This window comes from Luteimonas galliterrae, assembly GCF_023374055.1.
GTDB classification, from domain to species: domain Bacteria; phylum Pseudomonadota; class Gammaproteobacteria; order Xanthomonadales; family Xanthomonadaceae; genus Luteimonas_C; species Luteimonas_C galliterrae.
The window spans coordinates 1799466-1826019 of sequence record NZ_JAMBEP010000001.1; the positions used below are offsets into that span (position 1 = coordinate 1799466).

Consider the following 26554-nt stretch of genomic DNA (forward strand, 5'->3'; position numbering starts at 1 on the left):
GCACCGCCACTGCAACCATGAAACGCCATTCGCCATGACCGATATCGAAGAACAGATCCGCATGCATTCCGGCGAGTACGTCGACGACTACGAACGCAAGCCGATCTCGAGGATCGCGCGCCTCGTACCGCGGATGGCGCTGGGCAACGGAGAGGAACTGGCCGATTTCGCCTGCGGCAACGCCATGCTGCTCCCGGTCACCTATCGCCTCGTGAAACACTACCACGGCGTCGATTTCTCTCCGGATTTCATCGCAGCGGCAAAGCGGCGCGCGCAGTCTTTGGGGGCCGACAACGCCACCTTTTACTGCCAGGACATCATCGATTTCTGCGGCGCCCGGCCCGAGGCGTTCGATGTGGCGACGGCACTCGATTTCTCGGAGCATATCGACGACGACGACTTCGTAGCCATATTCTCGGCGATACGTTCTTCGCTGCGCCCGAACGGACGCTTGTACCTGCACACTCCCAATCTGACGTTCTTCCTCGAACTCCTCAAACAGCGCGGCATCTTGCGCCAGTTCCCGCAGCACATCGCCGTGCGCGACGCCGGGCATAACGTGCGGTTGCTGGAACGCTGCGGGTTCGGCCGCGCGCGGATCAAGGTCGACGAGATCCCCCACTACAACGTAATGCGCGCCGTCCACCCGCTCCGCGCCGTGCCCGGCATCGGTAAATTCTTCGCCGCACGACTGTTCGTCGAGTGCCGGAAATGATCCATCGGCCAGCGATCAAAATCGTCGGCCTGCTGCTATCCCTGGCCTGTCTGGCCTTCTTCGCCAACGAAGCGTACCGGGCGTTCGCCCACCAACCCGCGTCGCTGGCCGATTCCTCGTTGTTGCGGGCCATCCCGATCGCGATGATCCCTTTTTTGCTCGCCTATGCCGCGCTGGCGGGCGCCTGGTATTGCCTGCTCAGGCTGCTTGGCTTGAAAGCTTCGCCCTCGCTCGCATTGGGAATCTACCTGGTCACCCAAATCGCAAAATACCTGCCGGGCAACGTAGGACACCACATCGGGCGTGTTTATCTGGCGGGCCGCCACGGCTTGCCTGCCTTCCGCGTGGGCTTGAGCATGGTCGCAGAGATGCTGCTGATCGTGGCGACTGCGTGCTTACTCAGCCTGCCTCTGGCGCCGACGCTCGTCGAACGGCTGAGCGCCAGCAAATGGGGTCAGAATACTGTCTTCTATGCCGGCGCGGCGATCGTTATCGGCTTGTCCGCGACGCTCTATCTACTTCGTCGTCATCACGCAATCGCCTCGGCGCGCAGCCACTTGCGCGCGGCCATTCGCGAGGCACGCGATGGGCGCGCGCCCTGGTTCCTTATCGGCGCCATAGCCCTCAGCGTGCTTGGACTTGCGTTGGCCGGCTCCAGCCTGGTGGCGCTGTTTGCCTTGGCCGCACCATTGACCGCCGGCATGCTGGCCAAGGGCGTCGCCTTGGTTTGCGTGGCGTGGATCGCCGGATTCTTGACCCCGGGTGCGCCCGCCGGCCTAGGCGTGCGCGAAGCCATTCTGCTTGCGGGCCTGAGCAGCATGTTCGATCGCCAACTGTCGCTGGAAGCGACGATCATGTTCCGGGGCGTGTCGGTAGCGTCCGATTTGATCGCCTTCATTTGTGGGGTGTTGCTGCTGCGGCGCTCGCGCGAAATCCCTTCCACCCTTGCCGATCCGTGAAGCGGCCCGCCTGCCCGCCGGCCTATCTGCGGAGATGACCCGCCTGCCATAATGGGTCCGCCGCCCCATCGCCAAAGAGCCCGATCCGATGAAGCTGATCATCCAGATGCCCTGCCTGAACGAAACCGGCACCCTGGCAATCGCACTGGATGCCTTGCCGCGATCGGTACCTGGATTCGACGAGGTCGAGTGGCTGGTCGTCGATGACGGCTCGACCGACAACACGGCCGAACTGGCCAAGCAATTGGGCGTCGATCATGTCGTCCGCCATCCGGTCAATCGCGGTTTGGCCGCGGCTTTCATGACCGGGCTCGACGCCTGCCTTCGCCTAGGCGCCGATGTCATCGTGAATACCGACGCTGATAACCAATACTGCGGCGAGGACATACCCAAGCTCACCGGACCAGTGCTCGCCCAGGAAGCCGATATCGTCATCGGCGCCCGGCCGATCGATCAGACCGAGCACTTCTCTTGGATTAAAAAGAAGCTGCAGCGCCTGGGCAGCTGGGCCGTACGCGTAGCCAGCAAGACCGACGTGGCCGATGCCCCGAGTGGTTTCCGCGCTATGTCCCGCGAAGCCGCGATGCGGCTCAACGTGTTCAATGCCTACACCTATACCCTGGAAACCATCATCCAAGCCGGACAGAGCAACTTGCGCATCGCGTCCGTACCGATACGCACCAACGCCGAACTCCGCCCGTCGCGTCTGGTCAAGAGCATCCCCAGTTACGTGCGCCGTTCGCTGATCACCATACTTCGTATATTCGTGATCTACCGTCCTGTGGCCTTCTTTTTCTGGCCAGCGGTGCTGTTCGGCGCCGTAGGCGGGGTCGCCGTTTTGCGTTTCCTATATTTCTATTTCGTGGCCGCGTCCGGCGGCGGCCACGTTCAGTCGCTCATCATCGGAGCGATGTGCATCGTGCTCAGCGCTCTGTTGTTCATGATCGCGCTGCTTGCGGACATGATCTCGGCCAACCGCAAACTGCTCGAGCGAATCGCGCTGCGGCTCCAGAAGATCGAACACAACATCCCCGCGAAGTGACTTGGCTCTGGCAGCGTGCCAGGATGCCGCGCATGCGACGCATGGCGTTGGCTATCGAATCGTCATCGCTTCCAGGCCGAAGGCGAGTTGCCGTCCGTCTGACGATTCGCCAAGACTCAACGGAGAAGCCGCATCCGGCGTTTCGAGCTCCAGGGTCAGGCCTTCCGAATCGGGTAACGGTGCCAGGGGCGCCAGGGGTACGACCAATTCCACCCGCGACGCGGGATGGCGAACCTCGGTTTCCATCAGCGTGCGCCGGTCCCTGAGCACCCTTATCCGTTGCAGCGGCGCGCCGGGTCGCGTGTAGACGCGTCCTTTCAATACCAGTTCGCGGGCCGACTGATCGGGCGCCAACACGGTTTGTGGCAACTTGATTTGCGCCCGCGTGGAGTTCGTCCATACGCCCCACCCCTCCGGCGAACTCCAGCCAGAGCCCAATATATCTTTGCTTCGCCAGCTGATTGCGCACTTGAGCCGCGTTTCTGCATCAGCCAAGCGGTGCAACCGCAGTTCCAAGTCGTATCTCGGCCCGACCGACGTCGGCGGAGAAGAGCCATGCTTGAACGCCATCGTCAACAGTCTGATGGATTCGACCGGAACGAATCCCGCCCGCCTCTCCGGATCGTCCGAGACGAGATAGACATCATCGTATTTCTTGTCCAACGCCGCGATATAGTCGGCATTGCATAAATCATCGGCGTTTATCCGGATCGCATTCAATCCATACGAATACACCAGAGGTGTTTTTAGCTCCCTTGAGAAGGAAAAGTTGAGCGATGAATCGAGCAGGATGATGTCTCCTCGATCCGCCAACGCGGCCATCCTGTCCAGGGATTCGAGCGTGCCGCCGTTTTCTTCCTTCCCCAACTGCATGAACGACAACGCGAGGCACCAGATCCCCCCAAGCGCCAGCAGTGTTCTCAGCCAAACCTGAGCGGCAGTTGCCGACGCCGACGCGCACAGTGTGAACAGCAAGAGATACGGGACGAATTCGCTGACCAGGTACCGTGCGTAGTAAGGCTGGTATGGCAAATACCAAAGCAAGACGCATACATGGGCGAAGAAGCATATAGCGAAGAAAAGCAACAGACGGAGCTCCATCGCTAGACTGCGGCGAAATGAAGCGACGAAAAAGGCGGCCATGATGAAAGGCGACAGATACACCGTACCGGCCACGAAGCTGTTCGCAGCAACCGCGCGCCATCCCTGGTGCGAGAGCCGCAACCGGGTGCCCAGCCAAGGGTCCTGGCTGTAGGCGTCCGTAAACCCCAGACGATACGCCTTGTACAACGCGATCGCGGCAAACAGCACGGCCAGGAAGGGAAGGGCTTTGCCGCCGAAGCCGGCAAGCCTCCTCAGCCAATCGAGCTTCCAGTCGCGACGAACCACTATCCATAAGGCAACGCAGGTTGCCGCTGCCAACCCGATCAACGACAACAAAATCCCTTTCCAACGGTCGCCGAGCAAAGGACCGAATGCGCCCGCGTAGATGTCGCGGGCATAGGGGGCGGACCACTTGAGGCCGTACAGCACGCTTACCACGTAGAGCGATACGACTGCGCCTACCCATAACAGCAGGGCACGCCTGCGCTCGGAAGTGCCCTCGAACAGAAGGACCGTCACGAAAACAGCCAACACGAACGGCATGTACATGAAGCCGGAGATGCGGGTCGCGAATACCAGCCCGAACGCGGCGGCCGAGAGAACCAGCATGCGCGCTCCGCCGCCCTCGTCCCGGCTCCGCCAGTACAATGCCACGAAGGTCAATGCCATGGCCGAGAATGCCATGGTCGGCACTTCCGTCAGCGGAAACTTGGAAAAGAAAGCGTGCAGCGGGTTGACCGCCAGCAGCAGTCCTGCCGCCAAGCCGACGCGAGCGCTGCCGGTCAACATCTGCGCCAAGCATTGGAAATACAGCAAGGAAAGCAACGACAGGAATACCAGCCCATACACCGCAAAACCAGGGCCGCCGCCCAGTTCAAAGAGCGCAAGCCAAACAGGAAAGAGGTGATAGAACTGAAAGACCAGGCCGTCGGCGGTGGTGTAGTTGCCCGGCAGGTATGACGGCGCGTAATTGGCGGCCTGGTAGAGCATTCGATGAGCCGGATCGGTCATGCCGGCCAGAACGTGGTCGACGGGCTGAAGCGCACCCGTCCTGGCCAGTTCCATGGCCATGTTCATGTAGAGGCCTTGATCCTGACCTCCCAATACATAGACGTATGGCGTAAGCCGGAAGAACAGGCCTACGCCTAGGACGAGGGCTATTTGCCAAAGCGGCGGAAACCAACCCGAAACCAGCGCCGAGCGGCGGGTCAGATAGCCGTATCCGCCGGCCATCCCGACCGCCGCAAGCCATATCTGAGGAGCGCTGAAGATGCCCAGGCGCAAGCTCAGCAAGCCGGCGGCAGACATCGACAACACCCAAACGGTCAGCAATTCGATTGCACGGCCCGTGTCGCGGAAAATATACGCGTTGGCGCTTGGGCTTGAAAGATTCACTGCTCGCCTCCTCCCCATCGAATCCCCCTAGGCACTATCGGCGAAGCATTTCCCCCAACCTGCGCGCGGCTTCGGACCAACTATGCCATTTGAATCCTGGCAGCCTGCCGGCCCGATTGTCCATAGCGAGCGAGGATTTGATGGCGGCCGCAAGCTCGATCGGCTGAGCTGCCGGAAAATAGAGGGCATGGTCTGCGGCGATCTCCCGAAACACAGGAATATCGCTCAGCAACAAAGGCACGCCAAGGCTCCCAGCCTCGACCACTGGCAGCCCGAATCCTTCGGCGATCGACGCCTGGATCAGGCCCGCCGCGTGCTGCAGCAATTCGCCGATATCGCTGTCGCTCGCGCCTTGCAGCCAGACCAGGCGCCGGCCGTTTTCCGGATGGGCTTCGAGCCGCGCGGCCAGCTCGTCGACGTTCCAACCGCGCTTGCCTATGATCACAAGACCCGCGTCCACGCCCTCAGCCCACAGACGCTCGAATGCTTCGAGTACGGTAGCGTAATCCTTCCTTGGTTCGATCGTTCCGATCGCTGCGAATACAGGACGCCCGCCCATGATCCGCAGCAACTCGCCGATCTTTTGCCCTCCTGCAACCGGCGATGCGGCCAGATCGCAACCCAGATGCACGCTGCGGGCCCATGGGCGCCTGGGCCCGCCATCGGCAAGCACTTCGTCCATGAATGCTTCCAGATCGCGACGGGTCGACTCGGAATTGCAGATGAAGCCGTCCGCCGTCCTGATCGCGTGCGTGAGCCAGCGACGAAACACCGGCGGCATGACGGGATCGCACGTTTCCGGAAGTCGTATCGGTATCAGATCGTGCACCATCCAAACCACTTCCGCCCCCGCTTGCCACGCGGTCCAGTGAAAATAGTCGAAGCGCTCCGGGGACCACCACGAAGAATCAAGCATGAATACGATATCGCCGGGCCTCGGCGCTACAAGGACGTCCTCGCCTTCGCAGGAAACACCGAGCCGATCGCGGGCGAATTCTCTAGCATAATGGACGCCCTGCTCGGTCCATTGGAAAGGCTCGACAACCAGATCCGCATCGGTTCTGGCCAAAGTCGCCAAACCCGCGAAGAAATTCCGAGTCACCCGTTGCACGCCGGTATGGGCGTCGAGACGGATGATCTCGGTGATGTCGACCAGAATGCGCCGCTGCAGACCTTGTTCTATCGCAAGCAGGCCGCATTCCAGCGATCGCTCGGCGGGCCCGGCAGCATCGAGGCAAGCGCTCGCCAAGACCTTGATATCGCCGTCGGATGGCCAATTGCGAGCCGGCGCAGTCTCCGGCGGCGGCAGTCCGCGCAACGCTTCGAGGGCCAGCCCGGCCGTCCTTTCCCAAGTGAATCCCAGCGCATGCTCCCTCGCTCCGCGACGCAGCGATTCGCGAAAGCCGTCGTCTTCAAGGGCCCTTCTCAGCAATGCGGCGCTCTTGCGGCGATCGCGGGGGTCGAACAGCATGCGCGGGTCGTGCGCGACTTCAGGCAAGGAGCCCAAGCTGGAAGACAGGACAGGCGCTCCCATAGCCATCGCTTCGAGGACCGGAAGACCGAACCCTTCATAGATCGAGGGGAAGAAGAACACCTGGCAATGCCGATAGAGCGCGGCCAGCGTAGCATCGCTGACCTTGCCCAGCACGCGCACGTTGGCCGCCAGGCGGCTGTGCTTGCCGGCCAACGCCTCGCGGACATCGTCGCCGACCTGAGTCAGCACGAGGAGATGGCCCCGGCGCAGGCCTTCGGGCAGATCGGCGAAGGCGTCGAGGGCGCCGATGGTGTTTTTGCGCCAATCGCCGTTACCGACCATCAACACATAGGGCCGGTCTATGCCGTGGACGGCGAGTTCGCTGCGAGCCTCGTGGTTCTTGCCGGCGCGCAGCAGCGAAGCATCGAATCCTGCCGAAACCACTTTGATGTGCTGCGACGGAATGTCCAAATGGCTGATCAGATCGCTTCTGGTCGCCTCCGAAATGGACAGCAGCAAATCGAAATTCTTTACTTCCTCGAGCCGTCCCCTATACCAGTCGGTCACGAATTCGCCGCTTGGAAGATACTTCTCCGGAAACAGCAGCGGGATGATGTCATACATGACGACCGCGGTACGCGTGCCGCGCAGAAGCTCCCAATCCAGGGCCGTGGTATAGCAACTGCCGGTCTCGAACAGGCTGGCTATCAGCAGGACATCCGGGCTGAGTGACCGGAAGAACAATGAGCGAAGCTGTCCCGCGGCATCACGCAAGTTCGGGGATAGATCGCTGAAACTGCTGGAAGGATAACCGTACGCCGCGACCTGGGCCGCGATGCCGCGACCGCGCAGTTCCTCGCGCAAATCGCGCAGCCGTTGCGGATCCGCCATGTCCGCGCAGATGATCAGCTCGTCGCCGGCGCGCAGCTGCATGGACAAGGACTCGACCAAGCTCATCGCATAGCGGCCGATTCCCCGGTCTCGCGAATCCGTCTGACAAGCCTGCAGGTCGACCGCAATACGCATATTTAATCCCGCGTGTCGTCTTACCTGCTGGAAAGGCGCTGCAGGTCGGCGTCCACCATCATGGACACCAGATCTTCGAGCGGAGTCTTGGGCTTCCAGCCGAGCTTGGCCATCGCCTTGGCGGGGTTGCCCAGCAGGATATCCACTTCCGCAGGACGGAAGTATTTCGGGTCGATGACCAGATGATCTTCCATCGTCAATCCCGCGTGAGCGAATGCGATCTTGCACATGTCTCGCACGGTGGTCGTCTGGCCGGTGGCCACCACGTAATCGTCGGCCTGCGGCTGCTGCAGCATCAGCCACATCGCCTCCACGTAGTCTCCCGCAAACCCCCAGTCGCGCTTCGCATCGATGTTGCCCAATCGCAGCTCCTTCTGCAGGCCAAGCTTGATCCTCGCGACGCCGTCGCTGACCTTGCGGGTCACGAACTCGATGCCGCGCAACGGCGATTCGTGATTGAACAATATCCCGCTGGAGGCATGCATACCGAAGCTCTCCCGATAATTCACCGTGGCCCAATGCGCCATCAGCTTGGCCACGCCGTACGGACTCCTCGGATAGAGCGGCGTCTTCTCGTCCTGCCTCTCGGCCTGGATTGCGCCGAACATCTCGCTGGTGGAAGCTTGATAGTGGCGAGCTTCTGGGTTGACGATGCGCACCGCCTCAAGCACGTTGAGAGCGCCTATGCCGTTGACCTGTGCGGTCAGAACGGGCTGTTGCCATGACGTTCCGACGAAGCTCTGCGCGCCCAGGTTGTAGACTTCGTTCGCCTTGGAAAGCTGCATCGCGCGGATCAACGACGGCAAGTCGGTCAGATCGCCGTCGAGCATCCTGACATCGTCTTCAATGCCGAGCTCACGGAGCCTCCACATCGTGTCGGTGCTGCGCCTGGCAAGCAGGCCGAAGACGTCGTAGCCCTTCGAAAGCAATAGCTTCGAAAGATAGGCGCCGTCTTGGCCCGTGACCCCGGTGATGAGAGCGGCTTTGCTGTTGCTCATGGATGCGTCCTGGTGTACTTGAGTATGTCTGACAGAGTCGTTTCGATTGTAATAGACGGCGACCAGCCGGTGTCTTCCCGGAGCAGCGATGCGTCGGCGGCCATGCGGCGCTGCTCGGTCGGCCTGAGCTTCGCCGGATCCTGGCGGACCTCTGCTTTTATGCCTGCCAATTCGCACATCGTCCAGAGCAGGTCGCGTACCTTCCTTTCTTGCCCTGAACCAACGACATAGATTCGGCCCGGCCGACCATGCCGCAGGATGCTTGCGTACGCCGCCGCGATGTCCCGCACATCGGTGAAGTCGCGGGTCGTGTCGATGTCGCCGGCGTCGACGACAGGAGGCCGCTTCCCGCTGGCAATCGCCACGACCTGCCGCGCCAGAGCCGGAACCACGAAGCGGGCGTCCTGTCCCGGACCGATATGATTGAATGGCCTGGCGACGATCGCGTCCCACCCCTCGCTGCGATGCCACTGCAAGCACAGCTGTTCGGCCGCGATCTTGCTCGCGGCGTACGGGCTGAGCGGTTCCGGAATCCGCGATTCGCTCACGGGCAATTCCGATTCCGGCACCCTGCCATACACGTCGCCAGAGCTGGCATATACGAAGCGGCCGGCGAATCCCGACCGCTTCAGTGCCACCAGAAGATTAAGCGTGCCGATGGCGTTGATCTCGAACGTCTCGCGGGGATTTTCGAACGAGCGCGGCACGAAACTCTGTGCGGCCAGGTGCAACACAGAATCCGGTTTGGATTCCTCGATCAATGCGGCCAGACCCGCCTCGTCTCGGATGTCCAAGCCTTCGGGCGCGGCTAAGAATTGCGCATCGGACCCGTACACGCCTGCGCGCACCGCGGCCGCTACGTGACCGCCGACGAAGCCGTGCGCGCCGGTCACGAGCATGCGGCCAACGTTTCGTCCTGGGGATGCCATGATCAAGGCCGCCGCGCTAGGATGGCGTAGTCCGGAGCCGCGCTTAGCGACGCCAACAATACATTGACTGACGTGGCTCCGGGAATACTTTCAGACAGCAACGGTGGCGCACCGAGATCGCGTTCGTGGGTCAGGCGCTCAATGCGCGCGGCGGCGAACCCGCGCGCCTCCACGATCCAGCGCAGCATCTCAGGCGGCAACGGATTGCGATGCGTGGGGTCCATGTAGAAATTGCACGAACCCACGGAGAGATTCTCAGGATTCGGCGTCTCCAGCAGCACGATGCCTCCGGGCCGAAGCACCCTGTGGATATGGTCCAGCATTTCGATCATGCGCTCGAACGGCAGATGCTCGACCAGATGCATGGACGTCACGGCGCCGACCGAGCCGGCCGGCATCGCCTTCAGGCTATCGATAGCGTCCGCCTCTGCGACATCCAATCCCTGAACGCGGCACATGTCGATGAAAACGCGATTGAGGTCGATGCCGCGTCCCACCATGCCATGGTCGCGCAGAAGCGCGAGCCATTCGCCGCGGCCACAGCCCAAATCCAGCACCGGCGCATCCGGCGTGCCCGCGTCCGCCTCGCGCAGCCACTCCAGGTAGGGCTCGATCCGAGCGCGAACCAGCGACTGCGGGCCGCGGAAGCGATCTTCAAAAGCCGCGTAGAGAGGATGCAGCGCCTTGGCGGCGTCTGCGCTGCGTCGCTCATGTTCGCGCATCGCGGAAAGCCATGCCTGCATTTCTGTGAAGTTCGGTTCGATCGCCGCGAGCCTTTTGTCCAGTTGCGCCCCCATGTGGTTGAGCTGACGGCCTAGCTGCTGCAATTCCTGCATTTCTGCGAAACTCGGTTCGATCGCGGCGAGCCTTTTGTCCAGTTGCGCCCCCATGTGGTTGAGCTGCCGGCCTAGCTGCTGCAATTCCCGGGCTTGGGCAGACTCCGCCCCGGCCAACCGGTCCGGAAGGCTTCCCAAGCGGGCAAAGGCATGCAGCCAGCCGATGAGGGGTCCGATGACGCGTTTACGCCGCCATTGGCGCATAACGTACGGCGCAAGCAATCCGTCGATATGCACGCCTCGGGCCCTGCCTTCCGCCGACCAGCGCAGAGCCCCCAGCACTTCGACTTTGGAAAGATTGCCGAGCCGGAGCTGCGACAAAAAGTGCCGGAAGCCTTCCTCGTCAGGCGACCTGAACAGCACCACACGATAAGCCGTAACGACGAAGTCCGCGTCGGAAAACGCAAGCAAATCGGCAAGCGCGTACTCGCGCTTTTCCGGCAAGCGATCAGCTGCAGGACGCCACCACAGCGGATCGCCGGCTTCTCCGGCCGTCCCCGCCTCATCGGGGAACGCTATGCCGCCGCGTTGTACGATCTCGGCGCGCACTCGGCGCATGATTTCATCCACAGGCAGAGCTGCCGTCGGAGAAGCATTCACCCTTTCCGCTTGAGCGCGTTCGTGTTGCATCGTTCTTTCCGTATCCATCGTCAGGCGTCAGCATCCTCGGATGGTGCAGCCCATCCGTCATGGCGCCTATTTTTCAGGGCAACGCAGCCAGTGATCGTAACATCCTCGCGACCTCCGATTTCAGGGCGCAGGCGCTCGCTTCCCAGGTCGGCCAGCTTCCCTTCGCACGTGATCGCCGATTCTCGGCCTGCTGCGGCCAGCGCAGTAACGCCGCGGCGATATCGGCGCCTTCGTCCCCGGAAAAATACGCAGCCGCATCGCCGGCCACCTCGCGGAAGACCGGAATATCACGCAACAACAATGGCACCCCCAACCTGCCCGCTTCGGCGATCGGCAAACCAAACCCTTCTCCCCGAGAAGCAAGCAGCAGCATGTCGCTTTCCTCATAAAGCGCTTGCAGCGTTCCGTCGTCCGGCCCTTCCAGCCAGTACAGTCGGCGGCCGATCTCGGTGTGCCCGCGAAGTCGGGTAGCCAGGTCATCGACCATCCATCCCTGTCGGCCGGCGATCACCCATTCGAAAGGTAATCCTTCGTTCCAGAGCTTTTCGAACGCTTGCAATATTTGCCAATGCGCCTTGCGCGGCTCCACGGTGCCGACCGTCAGCACCCGCACCGTGCCCGGCCGAAGGAGAGGCAGTGGCGACGAGCCCGGAACAGGCGGCAAATCCGAGCCTAACGGGATGGACGATATGCCGCCTCGCGGCAACGACAGCCCCATCGCCGCAAGCGTGTTCTCGAGTTGGCACGCGGTGCTGTTGGTATTACAAATCGCGAAATCGGCATGGGCCTCAAAGACCTCGAGCCAGCCGGCGAACGACTGGACTACCGGCTCGGGAAACCATTCCGGGTGGGCCACAGGAAGCACGTCGTGGACGAACAGGCAGACCGGAACCGATGCATCTCGCAACAGCTGTAGCGACTTGGCAAGTACCGGCGCGTGATCGCGGCAAAAATCCAGCCCAATTAGCACGTCTCCAGGCATCGGATCGACCGGCAAATCGCGACCCAACGCACCGGGCCGCAAACCGGCGAACGAAGCGAGAAAACGACGCGCGAGGCAATAGCGTCCGTCGGCCGTCAATCGAACGGGCTCGATGCGGTGCGTGGCCGGCGGCGACATCAGCAACTCGGTTAGCAACCGTCGAGTGACGCGTTCGACGCCTGCGCCCAAGTCTTGCCTGGACAGCTCGGTAACGTCCACAAGCCAGCGCGGTCCCGGACCTGCCATCGGCGAAAGCACCGGCGCAAGCCAACCATGCAGATTTTGCGGGCGTATCGGCGGGTCCGCCGTATGCGTCGTCTCTGCCGGCCAGAGCGCAGGCTGTGTTGCTTCGCCGCGCCGGGCCAGCAGTCGGCTCAACGTCGCGTTTGCGGCGCGCAATGGCTGTGTAAACCTCCAGCTCCTGCTGGAGTGCAGCCGCGCTGCAGCCTGCTCGAGTTCGGCGCAGCGCGCTTTCTGTTCGGTCAGGGCGACCCACAGTCGCCAAGCCTCGCGCTGGGACGCTTCATCGTGCGAGGCGGACATGGGGCTCATGCTCCGTCGCCGGCGAGTCTGCTGGCGGCCGGCGGCCTGAAGTTAGCACTTCGATGCGCGGTTGAATCCACGCGGTGCCGGTGAATTGCGGATGGTCCAGATTGGCGACATTGAACACCAAGGCAAGATCGCGCCATTGGTAGTTTTTGACCAAGTGGGTTTCAGTACTGGAAAGCGCGACGGATATCGAGTAGCTGCCCGGCCCTACGTTCATCGGAAAGGAGGCGATGATCTGCACCTCGTCGCCTTCCATCAAATCCGAACAAGCTTGATCGGTGTGGTGGGTATTGGTGCCGTAGACCGGCTGGCCTAACCTGTCGCGGATCATATAGCCGAATACGAGGCGATCGATCGGCGAATGGACTTTGATCTTGGCGCGCAGCGACACCTGATGCCCGACGCCCACGTATTCGACGGGCGAGCCGCCTTCGTCGAGCAGGTCGAGTGCTTGCACCACGGCCTCGCCGGTTCCGGACTCCATGGCGATCCGACCGTCGACGACCCGGTCGGTCTTCATCGTGCGGTTTTCCTTTTCCGCTATCAGCGCGTTGTAATAGTCGAGCACTTGCTGGGGTTCACCATCCAGTGCGACGCTGCCGCTATCCAGCAGCAAGGCGCGATCGCACAAGCTTTGGATGGCGGTCGCATCGTGAGAAACGATCAACAAGGTAGTGCCCGCTTCGCGGAATTCTCGGATCCTCTGATAGCATTTGTGTATGAAGTAAGTGTCGCCCACCGACAACGCCTCATCGACGATCAGCACCTGCGGGCGCACGGCGGTAGCCACACTGAAGGCCACGCGCATCTGCATGCCGCTGGAATAAGTGCGCATCGGCTGGTCGAAGTACTCGCCTATCTCGGCGAAGTCCTCGATCGACGGCAGGATTTGCCTGATCCGTCCTTGCGGAACTCCCATGAGTCCGGCCGAATGGACGACGTTCTCGCGCCCGGTGAGTTCGGGATTGAAACCCAGCCCCAGCTCGAGCAATGCAGACACTTGTCCGCCTAGCGCAATGCGTCCTTCGGACGGCCGCGTCGTCCCCGTAATCATCTTCAGGAGTGTGCTCTTGCCGGCGCCGTTCTGGCCGACGATGCCTACTGACTCGCCGTGGCCTACGCGGAAAGTCACATGGCGCAACACCCAGCGCTCCGTCACAGGCTGCATCGGCGCCCCGAACCAACGTGCGAAGCGGCGTAGTTCGCTGCCATAGTCGACATAGGCTTTGCCTACGTTCTCCAGGTTCAGGACAGGCGCGCTCACAGCACATCAACCATTTCTGGCGCCGCGCGACGGAACACGAACAAGGCGGCGAACAGCACGACCACCGTAACCGCCGCAACGCTCCACAATTGCATTGTCGGCGCCCTGCCATAGACGATCACGTCGTGATAGCCCGCCACGAGCGGCGCTACGGGATTCCACGCCAAGGTCGCCCTGAAGCCCTCGGGAACGATGTTGGCCGGATAGACGATCGGGGTGATCCAGAACCAAAATTGAAGGGCTACGGCAACCACCTGCCCGATATCGCGCGCAAAGGCGTTGAGCGTCCCCAATAGCAATCCGATGCCCAGCGCTAAGCCCATGGTCAGCACCATCAGTACTGGCAGCCATACAAAATGGACATTGGGCAGGATGCCGAGCACCGGCATGATCAACAGCACCACTGCGAGCAGGGCTAAGTTGCTGACCATCGTCGACCCCAGCACCACCAGCGGAAGCGCGATGCGCGGAAACTGGATCTTTTTAAGCAGAGAGCCATTATCGATGAAGATCGTGACGCAACGCTGCACGATCTCGGCGAACAACGACCAGCACAGGATCCCGGACATCAAATAAACCGCGTACGCGTACTTGTTGTCGACGCCCTGCAATCGCGCCGCCAGCACATTGGATAACACGGTCGCGAAGATCAGCACCTGCGCCAGCGGCTGCAGGACGATCCAGGCGGTTCCGAACCGGCTGCGCGCCAGCCTGGACTTGAACTCGTTGGCAACCGAGGAAACGATGAACCCGCGATATTGCCATGCTGCTTTGATCAGGGCTGACATCGACGCTCCGGCTCAGGATTCAAGCGCATGCGTCAGATCAGCACGCAGATCCGAGACGTTTTCCACGCCTACGCTCAATCGCACCAGATCGTCGGCGATGCCCAGCGCTGCGCGACGGTCCGGCGGAATCGAAGCATGCGTCATCACCGCAGGATGATTGACCAGGCTTTCCACGCCGCCCAGCGATTCGGCCAGCGTGAACAGCTGCGTGCGTTCGCACAGGCGCTTGGCCGCGTCGAAGCCGCCTTTCATGGCGATCGAAATGATGCCGCCGAAGCCGTCCATCTGGCGCTTGGCCAACGCATGCTGCGGATGGGACGGCAATCCCGGGTAGATCACGTTCGCGATCGCCGGATGGCCGCTCAGCCATTCGGCCAGGGCTTGCGCGTTGTCGCAGTGCGCGCGCATGCGCAGATGCAAGGTCTTCAGGCCGCGTAACGCGAGGAAGCTGTCGAACGGACCCTGCACCGCGCCGATCGAGTTCTGCAGGAAGGCCATCTGCTCGGCGAGCTCGGCGTTCTGGCCGACCACGGCGATGCCGCCGACCATGTCGGAGTGGCCGTTGAGGTATTTGGTGGCCGAGTGCACGACGATGTCCGCGCCGTGCTCGAGCGGGCGCTGCAGGATCGGCGAGGCGAAGGTGTTGTCGACCACCATCAGCAGGCCGCGCTTCTTCGCGATCGCCGAGACCGCGGCCAAGTCGACGATCTTCAGCATCGGGTTGGTCGGCGTCTCGACCCAGACCATGCGGGTATCCGGCCGGATGGCGGCTTCGAACGCCGCCGGGTCGGTCAGGTCGACGAAGCTGAAATCCAGGCCGGCCGAGCGGCGGCGGACGCGCTCGAACAGGCGGAAGCTGCCGCCGTAGAGGTCGTCCATCGCCACCACATGGCTGCCGCTGTCCAGCAGCTCCAGCACGGTGGACGTGGCGGCCATGCCCGAAGCGAAGGCGAAACCCCGGCTGCCGCCTTCCAGCGCCGCTATGCAGCGCTCATAGGCGAAACGGGTGGGATTGTGGGTGCGGGAGTACTCGAAACCCTGGTGCACCCCAGGGCTGGCCTGGGCATAGGTGCTGGTGGCGTAGATCGGCGGCATGACCGCGCCGGTGCTGGGATCCGGAGCCTGGCCGCCATGGATCGCCAGCGTGCCCAGCCGCGGCCGGGGCGCGCCGGGGGAGGCGCCGCCGTTAGGTTCGTTCACGTTGTTTTTCCTTGAATCGCTGCCCGGATTCTAACATCCGGGCCATTTGACCCGACCTGCCTATTGGACCCGGCGGCGCAGGTAGTTCAGCAGGTCGATCCGGGTGATCAGCCCAATGAATTTGCCGGCCTCGGTGACGATGGCCACCTGGCCTGCATCGAAAACGGGCAGCAGGGATTCGATCGGCGACTTGACGTCCAGCTTGTTCAGCTTGGAAACCATGGCGGTCGATACCGGGTCGCGGAAACGGGCTTCGTCGCCGTACACGTGCAGCAGCACGTCGCTCTCGTCGACGATACCGACCAGGGCGTCGTCCTCCATCACCGGCAGTTGCGACACGTCGTACAGCTTCATGCGCTGGTAGGCGGTCACCAGCAGGTCGTTGGGCCCCACCACCACCGTGTCGCGCTGCGAATAGGGGCGCAGGATCAGGTCGCTCAGGTCGCCTTTCGGCTGTCGCGCCAGGAAACCGTTGTCGAGCATCCAGTAATCGTTGTACATCTTCGACAGGTACTTGTTGCCGGTGTCGCAGACGAACACCAGCACGCGTTTGGGCTGGGTCTGTTCGCGGCAATATTTGAGCGCCGCGGCCAGCAGCGTGCCGGTGGACGAACCGCCGAGAATGCCTTCTTTCGCCAACAATTCGCGCGCGGTCAGGAAGCTCTCCTGGTCGGTGATCGCGTAAGCCTTCTTGACGCGGGTGAAGTCGGAGATCGGCGGCAGGAAATCCTCGCCGATGCCTTCCACCATCCAGCTGGCGGATTTTTCGCTGAGCGTGCCGTCGTTGATGTATTCGGCCAGGATCGAACCGACCGGGTCGGCCAGGATCAATTCGGTATGCGGCGATTGCTGCGCGAAGCAGCGCGACAGGCCGCTCATCGTGCCGGAGCTGCCGCAGCCGAACACGATCGCGTCCAGGTCGCCGCCCATCTGCCGCAATATTTCCGGGCCAGTGCCGTGCTCGTGCGCGGCCGGGTTATCGGGGTTGCCGAACTGGTTGATGAAGTAGGCGCCGGGCGTTTCGCGGGCGATGCGTTCGGCCAGGTCCTGGTAGTAGTCGGGATGGCCTTTGGCCACGTCCGAACGGGTCAGCCGCACTTCGGCGCCCATCGCCTTCAGGTTGAAGATCTTCTCGCGGCTCATCTTGTCCGGCACCACGAGGATCAGCTTGTACCCCTTCTGCTGCGCGACCAGGGCCAGGCCGATGCCGGTGTTGCCGGCGGTGCCCTCGACCAGCGTGTCGCCGGGCTTGATGCCGCCGCGGCGTTCGGCGGCCTCGATCATGCTCATGCCGATGCGGTCCTTGATCGAACCGCCGGGGTTGGCGCTTTCCAGCTTGAAGAACAGTTCGCAGACGCCAGTGTCCAAACGCTGCGCTTTGACGATCGGGGTCTCGCCGATCAGTTCCAGGACGGAAGAATGGATGCTGCTCATGCGGAGTTTCGGACCGGCGCCTGTGCGGAGCCGGGATTATCCGCTGGATGGAGCGGGCTTTGTAGGGCCCGCATTCGTGTGAGCGGCTTTTGTGGGAGCGGCTTCAGCCGCGAGCTCTTTCGATCAACCTCTCGCGAACTGGAGGGAAAAGCTCGCGGCTGAAGCCGCTCCCACAATCGCACCGCCTGTAGCGCGGGCGGCGACGGCCGACGAGGAGGCCGTCGCCGCCCGCGGCGGTTGAACTCAGTGGTGCTGGTCTTCGTACAGACGCGTCAGGCGATCCTTGGCGGCGAGCTTTTCGCGCTTCATCTGCGCAAGCGTGTTGTCGTCGATCGGCAGCACGCCCAGTTCCGCATCGAGTACCCGCTTGTCGAGATCCTTATGGCGCTGATAAAGCTGCCGGAATTCCGGGTTGGCTTTCATCATGGCGTCGATCTCGGTTTGCGATTGCCCTTCGAACATGGATGCCTCCTTTGGACTCAATGAATGCTCCGGCCAAGGCTTGGCCCCGGACGCGACCCGGAGATGGCCGGGCTGTAGCGCAAGGATCCGCATACAGCAACGCCCCGGCCGATGAGGCACGGGGCGTCGATGGGGAGCGAAACGGCCAGGCCGGAGTGACGGGCGCGTCCCAACGGGGCGCCCGCGACCACCTGGCTGACGGTGGCGAGCTCCTGCGAATCGGGGGCGTGGATCATCGGTCTGGCTCTGCCCGGACGGTGGAGGCCGCCCGGTGATTCGACCCTACTCCTCCGATTTCCGGGCTTCAAGCGTATGTCGCAAGTCCTTGATTTAGCTGAGCAGAAAACGGTTTCAAGCTGAACCTGCGGCCCCGGTCCGGCGGCTCGCGAAGTAGCGCAATTCTGCCGAATATGAACTACAAACTATTGATATAAAACAAATTTTTTAGTGCGCGACATGGTGCAAAAGTGCCGCAAATTCGCATTGCGACTCTACCATTTGCTTCAGAGCGAGCCCCCGCTCTTGCTTCATGCCCGCGAACGGGACTGCGGAGGCCAAAGACCGTAGCGAACCTCTGCGTCAGCAGATGGCCCGGAGGGCGAGCGAAGCGAGTAACCCAGCGCCTTGGCTTGTCTCCCCTCTTTAGACATGTCTCCCCTCATTGAAAAGAGGGACCGAGGGAGATTTGCTTTGGCTCTGTAGAGCGGAGCTTGCTCCGCTGCCCTTGCTTGGGGTTTATGGCGACCTGCCGGCCTTTCAGGCCGGGGTTTCGTCCGCTAAAACCGCGGCCGAGTGACCCTTCGGCAAGCTCAGGGCATGCTTTCTTTTTGAGGGGCCCAAAAAGAACAGTAACCAAAGAAAAAGGGCCTTTGGAAGGGATCCCGGCGAGGGCTACTCCATGTTCTTGGCCACCGTTCGCTAGCGCTCGGGATTCCTCCGTCGCTTCGATATTTGGATTCGAAGCGATCGACCGAACGCCTCCTTAGCGCAACTCCGCAAAAGCCACGTCACCCATAGGCTGCGAATCAAAATCTAGTACCTGCGTAAGAAGGTCACCTGCGACGAAAGCCAAGTCGCTGACGGACTTTCAGATGCGACGCATCGCACCGCAGTTCAGGCCTTTTCTTTGGTTACTTTCTTTGGGCCAGCAAAGAAAGTGACCCGGCGCAGCCGGAAGCCTTTGTCCATGGCGCGAGTCGCAGCGCGACCGGCGAGGACGCGGGCCTGGATCCCGGCCTTCGCCGGGATGACGGCTTAGGGGCAAGGGCAAGAGCAGATGGGTCCCAGCGTTCGCTGGGATGACGGCTTAAGACAGAACGGGCGATTTCACGCCTCGCATCAAGGCTTCTTGGGTTTCTGCTTCGGCTTGTTGCTTTGCGAAGCATTCCCCTCACCGGTGCCCATCAGCTCGGCCTCGCGGCGAGCGAGTTCGGCCTGGCGTTGGCGCGCGGCGCGCAGCTTGGCCGCCTGGGCGCCGGCGACATCGTCGAGCACGCCTTCGGCCTGCTGCCTGGCCGCGGCTTCCTGTTCGGCGGCCATCCGCAAACGCTCGGTTTCCTCGGCTTGGATCTGCGCCTGCACGCGCAAACGCTCCGCTTCCTGGCGCGCGCGCTCCGCATCGCGGCGGCTGGCTTCCACCAGCAAATCGCTGCGGTCGCGCTCCAGGCGTTCGATCTCGCGGCGGCCCTGCTCGGTGCGTGCGGCGATCTCGGCGGTTTCGACGCGGCGCTCGGCCACGTACAAAGCATTTTCGCGATCGCGGCTGCGCGCCGCAGCCAGACGCTCGATGGCTTGGCGTGCCTGCAGGCGCTCGTACGAAGCCATACCGGCCAAGCTCAGATCGTTGTCGATCTGCGACAGGCGCTGCGATAGACGCACGACATTGGGATCGTCCGCGGCGGGCACGGCGGCGGCGAAAGCGAGCATGCCGGCCGCGGCCAGGGCGAACATCGGGCGACGCCAGGCGAAAGCGAATGTCATTGGCCGTCCCCCATTTGCAACCGGTTTCTCAATTCGGCGATCTCGGCGCGGCGCTGCGCCAGCTCGTTGTTCTGCGCCGCTTCGCGGCTGCGGGCATGGGCCAGGTCGGCGTCGGCCGCCGCGGACAGCGCGAAACGACGCGCCATGTCCTCGTCGCCGCGCGCCATGGCGTCCTGGGCACGGCTGAGCTCCGAACGCGCCGCGGCGATCAGGTCCGGCGCGTGCTGGTCGGCGTCGGCCTGGTCCGCGCGCGAAACCGCCTGCTGCGCGCCCTGGAGCTCGCCGGTCGGCGGCGGCAGGCTGGCGCAGGCCGCTAACGCGCAACCGATCACGGTTGCCGCCAGGGCGGCACGAATACGTTGGATATGTGCGAAGCTAATCGTCATTGGGCGGTCCGGCGCATAGGGGTGACGCCGGCCCATTGTCTGCAGCCCGTGGCGCGCATGCAAATGGATCGGCCGGCGCATCACCGTTAATGGGGATTCACGTATGGACATCGGCTATTTCCTGAAGCTGATGACGGAAAAGAACGCGTCGGACATGTTCCTGACCTCCGGCGCGCCGATCTACATCAAGATCGAGGGCAAGCTTTATCCGTTGGGCAACAGCGGCCTGCCGGCCGGCATGGTCAAGAAGATCGCCTATTCGCTGATGGACGACGGCCAGATCGCCAGCTTCGAGCGCGACCTGGAGCTGAACATGGCGCTGGCCCTGGTCGACACCGGCCGCTTCCGCGTCAACGTGTTCAAGCAGCGCGGCGAGATCGGCATGGTGATCCGCTCGATCCGCAGCGTGATCCCCAGCATCGAGGAGCTGCAGCTGCCGCAGGTGCTGAAGGACATCATCATGGCCCCGCGCGGGCTGGTGCTGATCGTCGGCTCGACCGGTTCGGGCAAGTCGACGACGCTGGCGTCGATGATCGACCACCGCAACAGCAGCACCTCGGGCCACATCCTCACCATCGAGGATCCGATCGAATACCTGCACCGGCACAAGAAGTCGATCGTCAACCAGCGCGAAGTCGGCCTGGATACGCACAACTTCCATAGCGCGCTGAAGAACGCGATGCGCGAAGCGCCGGACGTGATCCTGATCGGCGAGATCCTGGACGCGACCACGATGGAAGCGGCGATCGCGTTCGCCGAGACCGGCCACATCTGCCTGGCCACGTTGCACTCCAACAACGCCGACCAGACCCTGGAGCGCATCCTCAACTTCTTCCCGGAAAGCGCGCACAAGAACATCCTGATGAACCTGGCGCTGAACCTGAAGGCGGTGGTGTCGCAGCGCCTGGTGGTCGGCGTCGACGGGCTGCGCCTGCCGGCGGCCGAGATCCTGATCAATACGCCGATGATCCGCGACCTGATGCGGCGCGGCCAGGTGCACGAGATCAAGCAGGCGATGGAGGAATCGCTGGAGGAAGGCATGGAAACCTTCGACCAGTGCCTGTACCGGCTGTACAAGGAAGGCAAGATCGAGATGGAGGAAGCGCTGCGCGCGGCCGACTCGCGCGACGGCCTGATGCTCAAATTCCGCCTGTCCGAAGGCAGCAAGGACGCGCACGATCCTTATGCCGAAGTGTTCAACGCTTCTTCGCAAGGCGGCTACGAACATTGACGCAGCCCGGGTAAGCGCAGCGCACCCGGGGCCAAGCCGCGACGTGATTCCCGGGTGCGCTGCGCTTACCCGGGCTACGTCGTAGGCGCATCCGGCTGCCGCTCGGGCCGCGCGTCGTCGAACGCGGGCAAGGCCAGGCAGGCCTGCTCGATCCGCACGATGCTGGGGAAGGCATCCAGATCCACGCCGAAGCGTCGCGCGTTATAGACCTGCGGGATCAGGCAGCAATCGGCCATCGTCGGCGTCGTGCCTTCGCAGAACGGGCCGGTCGACGGGTGATCGACCAGCATCGCCTCGAACGCACTGAAGCCTTCTACGATCCAGTGCCGCGTCCATTCGTCGCGCTCGGGCTGCGGCACGTGCCAGGTGTTCTCGAAATAGCGCATGACGCGCAGGTTGTTGAGCGGGTGAATATCGCAAGCGACCAGTTGCGACAGCGCGCGCACGCGTTGCCGGCCGCGCGCGGTGGCCGGCATCAGCGCGGGCTCGGGCCAGATCTCGTCGACGTATTCGAGGATGGCCAGCGACTGCCGGAACATGCGCTGCCCATGCTGCAGCACCGGTACCAGCCCCTGCGGATTGGCTTGCCGGTATCGCTCGGTGTGCTGCTCGCCGCCGTCGCGCAACAGGTGTACCGGTACGATCTCGTAGGACAGCCCTTTCAGGTTGAGCCCGATCCGCACGCGGTACGCCGCGCTCGAACGCCAATACGAATACAGCAGCAATTGTTCGCCCATCGGCCGTTCCCCTGACGGTCGCCGTAACCGCAACGGCCCGTGCACCATAGCCGGGCCTACCTTCGCCGCAAAGACCGCCGGTCGCACCGCAGCCGGCGTCCGGCGTTCAGGGCGGCGCCTGGCGCTCGATACGTTGTTCGATCGCTCCGAAAATGGAACGGCCGTCACGGTCCAGCATTTCGATGCGGACCGTATCGCCGAAGCTCATGAACGGCGTCACCGGCTTGCCGGTTTCCAATGTTTCCACCGTGCGCTTCTCGGCGAAGCAGGATGCGCCCTTGGCGGTGTCCTGGTTGGCGATGGTGCCCGAGCCGACGATCGCGCCGGCCGACAGCGGCCGCGTCTTGGCCGCATGCGCGACCAATTGCGCGAAATCGAACTGCATGTCCACGCCCGCTTCCGGCGCGCCGAACCATTCGCCGTTGATGTGGGTGAGCAGCGGCAGGTGCAGTTTGTTGCCGCGCCAGGCATCGCCCAGTTCGTCGGGGGTGACGAATACCGGCGACAGGGCCGAGCGCGGCTTGGATTGCAGGAAGCCGAAGCCCTTGGCCAACTCCGGCGGGATCAGGTTGCGCAGCGAGACGTCGTTGACCAAGCCGATCAGCTGGATGTGCGAGGCGGCCTGTTCGGGCGTCACCGCCATCGGCACGTCGTCGGTGACGACCACGATCTCGGCCTCCAGATCGATGCCATAGGCCTCGTCGACGACTTTCACCGGATCGCGCGGCCCGTAGAACCCTGCGCTGGTGGCTTGGTACATCAGCGGATCGGTGTAGAAGCTTTCCGGCACTTCGGCGCCGCGCGCGCGGCGCACGCGCTCGACATGCGGCAGATAAGCGCTGCCGTCGACGAATTCGTAGGCGCGCGGCAGCGGCGCGGCCAATTGCGCCATATCCAGGTCGAACACGCCGTCGGCGCTGCCGTCGTTCAAGGATTCCGACAATGCGGCCAGGCGCGGCGCCGCGTTCGACCAATCCTCAAGCGCCCGCTGCAGGGTCGGCGCGATGCCGGCGGCGCGGACCGCGCGAGCCAGATCGCGGGACACGACGATCAGCGTGCCGTCGCGGCCACCCTCTTTCAGCGAACCGAGTTTCATGAAGCCCAACCGTTGGATGCGAGGGCCGAATTGTATTCGACCGCGCTATTTCGGGCGCGGCGCGCGGCGGGGACGGCTATTTCGCAGCCGGCGCCGGGCAGCGGCCTTCGCGGAACAGCGTCCACTCGTCGCACTGCTCGCCGTCGGGCAGTTTGCAATCGGCCGACTGGCCGCCGTCGGCGGCGGTCTTGGCGATCGACACACCGCCGAGCTTGGCGCAATGGGCCGAGGCGGGATTGGGCATGCCGACCGTTTCGCCGCCCGCGGTGCGCGGCTCGGTTCCGGCCTGGCGCAGCTCCTGTTGCGCCTGCCGCACCGCTTTCACGTCCACCGGCCGGATCTCCTCGATCCAGCACGGCACCGACGGCACCGATCCGCCACCGCGTACCAGCACCTTGTCGAAGCGCGCGGACACCTCGCCCATCATGTTGGTCAGCGTGATCGCCGGGGCGTAGTCCAGATCGCGGCAAGCGGAGGTCAATTCGAGCAAATAGGCCTGGCTGGGCTTGGTCCAGACGACCAGCGAACGCTCATCCAGCGGCGTCCAGCCGTTGATGTTGCCGAAATAGCGGAAGCTCTTGACCGGCTCGCCGGCGTGGTCGCGGTACAGCGCGTACTTCTCGCTGTCGCTGAGCTTGGGCGTGCCGGCGCACGCGGCGGCGACCACGGCGATGCACAGCAGTGCCGGCAAACGGATGCCGCGTTTCATGGCTCACCTCCGATGGTGGCTGAGTCGTATCGGTCGAAGCTTGCGCCGGTCTGCGTTGCGGAATGCTGAATCGCGGCTGCGCGGTCCGACCGCCGGTGCCCTGCCCGTCCCGAAAGGCGTGATGGCTGCGGCCTTCTTTTGCCGGTTGCTTGGGTTGGCGCAGATAGCGCTTATGGCTCCAAGTCCGGTCGAGGCCCTAGGGCGGACCGGCGGCGGGCGCGGCGATTCGCATCGCCGCGCCCGTTTTTTTCGCGACGGAAAGCTTCGTGCGCGACGGATGATGGGTCCGGTTCGCTTTCTCCGGTTGGTGATTCAGCGCGGTCGGCCAACGGATTCGTCCGTGGCCTGCGCGCCCACTCACCGACTTGGAGACCGATCATGATTTCGTTCCATTCCCGCGCATGGCGACGCCGATGCGCGCTGACCGCGGCCATCGCCGGGTCCTTGGCCGCTTCCACCGCAGCTTGGGCCGGCGACGTTTGCGATTTAGAAACGGCCGGCGAAGCCGGCGGCGGCGCCACTGCGAGCGGCCTGAGCAATGCGTTGGCCTGCGGCGCCGGCAGTCAAGCCGCCGGCACCCGAAGCGTCGCCCTCGGCTCGGAGAGCAACGCTTTCGGCAATTTCTCCGTGGCGGTCGGCGGGTTCGCGGAGGCCCTCGGCGTACGTTCCGTCGCCGTAGGCATTTCGAGCCAGGCTTCCGGTAGCGAAAGCACTTCGGTCGGCGCGATCAGCGAAGCTTCCGGCGAACACGCATCGGCTTTCGGTGCGCACGCCACCGCCAGCGGCGACGGCAGTACGGCGGCCGGCAGCTACAGCGTGGCCAGCGGTGCGGGCAGTACGGCGCTGGGAGGCTGGCACGACGCCAACGGCGACGGTTCGTCCGACCCCGGAGAGCTGACCCAGGCCACGGGCGATCGCGCCAGCGCTTTCGGCACCGGCGCCCGCGCACTGTCGAACGACAGCACGGCCAGTGGTTACGCAAGCGCGGCCAACGCTTCTTTCTCCAGCGCATACGGCGCCAGCAGCACCGCCGCCGCCGCCGCGACCGCGGTGGGCGCGTTGAGTTCGGCCTCGGGCGCGTCCAGCACTGCGACCGGCTTTTTCAGCAGCGCGAGCGGGCAGAACAGCGCGGCCTTCGGCGCGCAGGCCGTGGCCAGCGTCGACTACGCCACCGCAATCGGTTTCCAAAGCGAGGCGACCGGGCAGATCGCTACTGCGATCGGCGCCGGCAGCATCGCCAGCGGGGCTTTAAGCACCACCCTCGGTACCCAGAGCAAAGCGACGGCCACCAGCAGCACGGCCGTCGGCGCGGCCAGCACCGCCAGCGCCTTGGCCAGCACCGCCATCGGCCAGGGCAGCGACGCGACCGCAGAACGCAGCACCGCGGTCGGCTCCGGCAGCCAGGCCATCGCCGAGAACAGTGCCGCGTTCGGCTACGGCAGCGCCGCGAATTCCCTGGGCGCGGTCGCGCTGGGCATGGACAGCCTCGCTGCGGAAAACAACACCGTCGCGCTGGGTTTTCAGAGCCAGGCGATCACCCACGACAGCGTCGCCATCGGCGCGTCGAGCACGGCCAGCGGCGACGGCAGCATCGCCATCGGCATGTCGAGCAGCGCAAGCCAGTTCCACGGCATCGCCATCGGCGAAGACAGCCAAAGCACGGGGATGAATGCGATAGCGCTGGGCGCGTCCTCGGTCGCCGACGAAGACCATACCGTCTCGATCGGCAACCAGGGCTATCAACGCCGGCTGGTGCATCTGGCGGACGGCATCGACGAGACCGACGCGGTCAACGTCTCGCAATTGCACCCGTTCGCGGCCGCGCTGGGCGGTGGCGCGAGTTTCGCCGGCGGCGTGTTCACCGCGCCGAGTTATTCCATCCAGGGCAATAACTACGACAGCGTCGGCGCGGCGTTTGCGGCGGTGGACAGCAAGCTCACTGATCTGTCGGGACAAGGCGGCATTCCTGGGCCGCAAGGCCCGGCTGGACCGCAGGGACCTGCAGGCCCGCAAGGTCCGGCCGGACCGCAGGGGCCGGAAGGCCAGGGCGGCAATCCCTTGAGCGTGGCCTATCAGGATGCAGCCAAAACCGGCATCCAACTGGAAGGCGCGGGCGGCACCGTGATCGGCAATCTCGCCGCCGGCGCGGCCGCCACCGATGCGGTCAACAAAGGCCAGATGGATGCCGGCGACGCCCAGGCCCTGTCCTCAGCCAACGCCTACACCGATCAGCAGATCGCCCAGGTCACCGGCTTCGCCGGCGAGATCGGCGCCTTCCGCAACGACGTCAACCAGCGCTTCGCCAACCAGGACAAACGCATCAGCCGGATCGGCGCGATGGGCACCGCCATGGCCCAGATGACCGCCAGCGCCGCCGGCATCCGCCAGCGCAACCGCCTGGCCGTGGGCACCGGCGTCCAGGCCGGCCACGCCGCGTTGGCGGTGGGCTACCAGCGCGCGGTCAACGACCACGCCACCTTCACCCTGGGCGGGGCTTTCAGCGGCAACGGCGAGGACACCGTCGGCATGGGCATGGGCGTGGGCTGGTAATCGCGCCTTTCCAGCGTTGCGGACGCGCCACCACCCCGGGGCGTCCCCGGCACGCCGCGCGGTGCTCCTGCCGCGCGG

21 protein-coding genes are annotated in these 26554 nt (G+C 63.7%); 5 read left to right on the plus strand and 16 right to left on the minus strand.

The genetic code is table 11. The features are described 5' to 3' along the window. The first annotated feature begins 34 nt into the window (after positions 1–34). From M2650_RS08285 to M2650_RS08295, 3 genes are all read left to right on the plus strand, one after another. A complete protein-coding gene (locus M2650_RS08285; RefSeq protein WP_249473218.1) occupies positions 35–715 on the plus strand; it encodes a class I SAM-dependent methyltransferase in 681 nt (226 codons plus the stop codon). After that, complete coding sequence (locus tag M2650_RS08290) at positions 712–1674, plus strand: lysylphosphatidylglycerol synthase domain-containing protein (protein WP_249473219.1); 963 nt, start codon at positions 712–714, stop codon at positions 1672–1674. The genes M2650_RS08285 and M2650_RS08290 overlap by 4 nt, the downstream gene beginning before the upstream one ends. 88 nt (positions 1675–1762) lie before the next feature. Further along, on the plus strand, positions 1763–2716 hold the full coding sequence (locus M2650_RS08295) for a glycosyltransferase family 2 protein (protein ID WP_249473220.1): 954 nt from the start codon (positions 1763–1765) through the stop codon (positions 2714–2716). Positions 2717–2767: 51 nt separating this feature from the next. Here M2650_RS08295 and M2650_RS08300 read toward each other — a convergent pair whose 3' ends face one another. From M2650_RS08300 to M2650_RS08360, 13 genes are all read right to left on the minus strand, one after another. Further along, positions 2768–5215, minus strand: coding sequence for a hypothetical protein (locus M2650_RS08300; protein ID WP_249473221.1), 2448 nt, complete (start codon positions 5213–5215; stop codon positions 2768–2770). A 34-nt stretch (positions 5216–5249) separates the two neighbouring features. Further along, positions 5250–7715 (minus strand): glycosyltransferase family 4 protein, encoded by a 2466-nt coding sequence (locus M2650_RS08305; RefSeq protein ID WP_249473222.1) that lies wholly within the window; start codon positions 7713–7715, stop codon positions 5250–5252. Positions 7716–7735: 20 nt separating this feature from the next. Then, positions 7736–8713 carry a GDP-mannose 4,6-dehydratase gene (locus tag M2650_RS08310; RefSeq protein ID WP_249473223.1) on the minus strand — a complete coding sequence of 326 codons (978 nt, stop codon included), beginning with the start codon at positions 8711–8713 and terminating at the stop codon, positions 7736–7738. Next, a complete protein-coding gene (locus M2650_RS08315; RefSeq protein ID WP_249473224.1) occupies positions 8710–9612 on the minus strand; it encodes a GDP-mannose 4,6-dehydratase in 903 nt (300 codons plus the stop codon). Before M2650_RS08315 ends, M2650_RS08310 begins: the two co-directional genes overlap by 4 nt. A gap of 32 nt (positions 9613–9644) precedes the next feature. After that, complete coding sequence (locus M2650_RS08320; RefSeq protein ID WP_249473225.1) at positions 9645–11108, minus strand: methyltransferase domain-containing protein; 1464 nt, start codon at positions 11106–11108, stop codon at positions 9645–9647. 73 nt (positions 11109–11181) lie between these two features. Then, positions 11182–12633, minus strand: a complete 1452-nt coding sequence (locus M2650_RS08325; RefSeq protein WP_249473226.1) for a glycosyltransferase family 4 protein — start codon at positions 12631–12633, stop codon at positions 11182–11184. Then, the gene (locus M2650_RS08330) at positions 12614–13903 is read right to left on the minus strand and encodes an ABC transporter ATP-binding protein (RefSeq protein ID WP_249473227.1); all 1290 of its coding nucleotides are present in this window, start codon (positions 13901–13903) and stop codon (positions 12614–12616) included. The genes M2650_RS08325 and M2650_RS08330 overlap by 20 nt, the downstream gene beginning before the upstream one ends. Beyond that, positions 13900–14691, minus strand: coding sequence for an ABC transporter permease (locus M2650_RS08335; RefSeq protein WP_249473228.1), 792 nt, complete (start codon positions 14689–14691; stop codon positions 13900–13902). Before M2650_RS08335 ends, M2650_RS08330 begins: the two co-directional genes overlap by 4 nt. A 12-nt stretch (positions 14692–14703) precedes the next feature. Then, positions 14704–15891 (minus strand): cystathionine gamma-synthase, encoded by a 1188-nt coding sequence (locus M2650_RS08340; RefSeq protein ID WP_249473229.1) that lies wholly within the window; start codon positions 15889–15891, stop codon positions 14704–14706. Between the two features lie 60 nt (positions 15892–15951). Beyond that, positions 15952–17325 (minus strand): pyridoxal-phosphate dependent enzyme, encoded by a 1374-nt coding sequence (locus M2650_RS08345; RefSeq protein ID WP_249473230.1) that lies wholly within the window; start codon positions 17323–17325, stop codon positions 15952–15954. A 243-nt stretch (positions 17326–17568) separates the two neighbouring features. Next, complete coding sequence (locus M2650_RS08350) at positions 17569–17787, minus strand: HP1242/YdcH family protein (RefSeq protein WP_249473231.1); 219 nt, start codon at positions 17785–17787, stop codon at positions 17569–17571. A 1338-nt stretch (positions 17788–19125) separates the two neighbouring features. Next, positions 19126–19767: a hypothetical protein gene (locus M2650_RS08355; RefSeq protein WP_425602512.1), complete on the minus strand. Its 642-nt coding sequence runs from the start codon at positions 19765–19767 to the stop codon at positions 19126–19128. Beyond that, positions 19764–20153: a DUF4398 domain-containing protein gene (locus M2650_RS08360; protein ID WP_345779857.1), complete on the minus strand. Its 390-nt coding sequence runs from the start codon at positions 20151–20153 to the stop codon at positions 19764–19766. The genes M2650_RS08355 and M2650_RS08360 overlap by 4 nt, the downstream gene beginning before the upstream one ends. 103 nt (positions 20154–20256) lie before the next feature. On the opposite strand from M2650_RS08360, the gene M2650_RS08365 reads away from it, so the two are divergent. Further along, on the plus strand, positions 20257–21384 hold the full coding sequence (locus M2650_RS08365; RefSeq protein ID WP_249473233.1) for a PilT/PilU family type 4a pilus ATPase: 1128 nt from the start codon (positions 20257–20259) through the stop codon (positions 21382–21384). Between the two features lie 74 nt (positions 21385–21458). Here M2650_RS08365 and maiA read toward each other — a convergent pair whose 3' ends face one another. The 3 genes from maiA to M2650_RS08385 form a co-directional block, all read right to left on the minus strand. Further along, positions 21459–22121, minus strand: a complete 663-nt coding sequence (gene maiA, locus M2650_RS08370; RefSeq protein ID WP_249473234.1) for a maleylacetoacetate isomerase — start codon at positions 22119–22121, stop codon at positions 21459–21461. A gap of 106 nt (positions 22122–22227) precedes the next feature. Beyond that, the gene (locus tag M2650_RS08375; protein WP_249473235.1) at positions 22228–23217 is read right to left on the minus strand and encodes a fumarylacetoacetate hydrolase family protein; all 990 of its coding nucleotides are present in this window, start codon (positions 23215–23217) and stop codon (positions 22228–22230) included. Positions 23218–23293: 76 nt separating this feature from the next. Next, complete coding sequence (locus M2650_RS08385) at positions 23294–23926, minus strand: DUF6491 family protein (protein ID WP_425602513.1); 633 nt, start codon at positions 23924–23926, stop codon at positions 23294–23296. Between the two features lie 378 nt (positions 23927–24304). On the opposite strand from M2650_RS08385, the gene M2650_RS08390 reads away from it, so the two are divergent. Continuing rightward, positions 24305–26476, plus strand: coding sequence for a YadA-like family protein (locus M2650_RS08390; protein ID WP_249473236.1), 2172 nt, complete (start codon positions 24305–24307; stop codon positions 26474–26476). Positions 26477–26554: the final 78 nt, after the last annotated feature.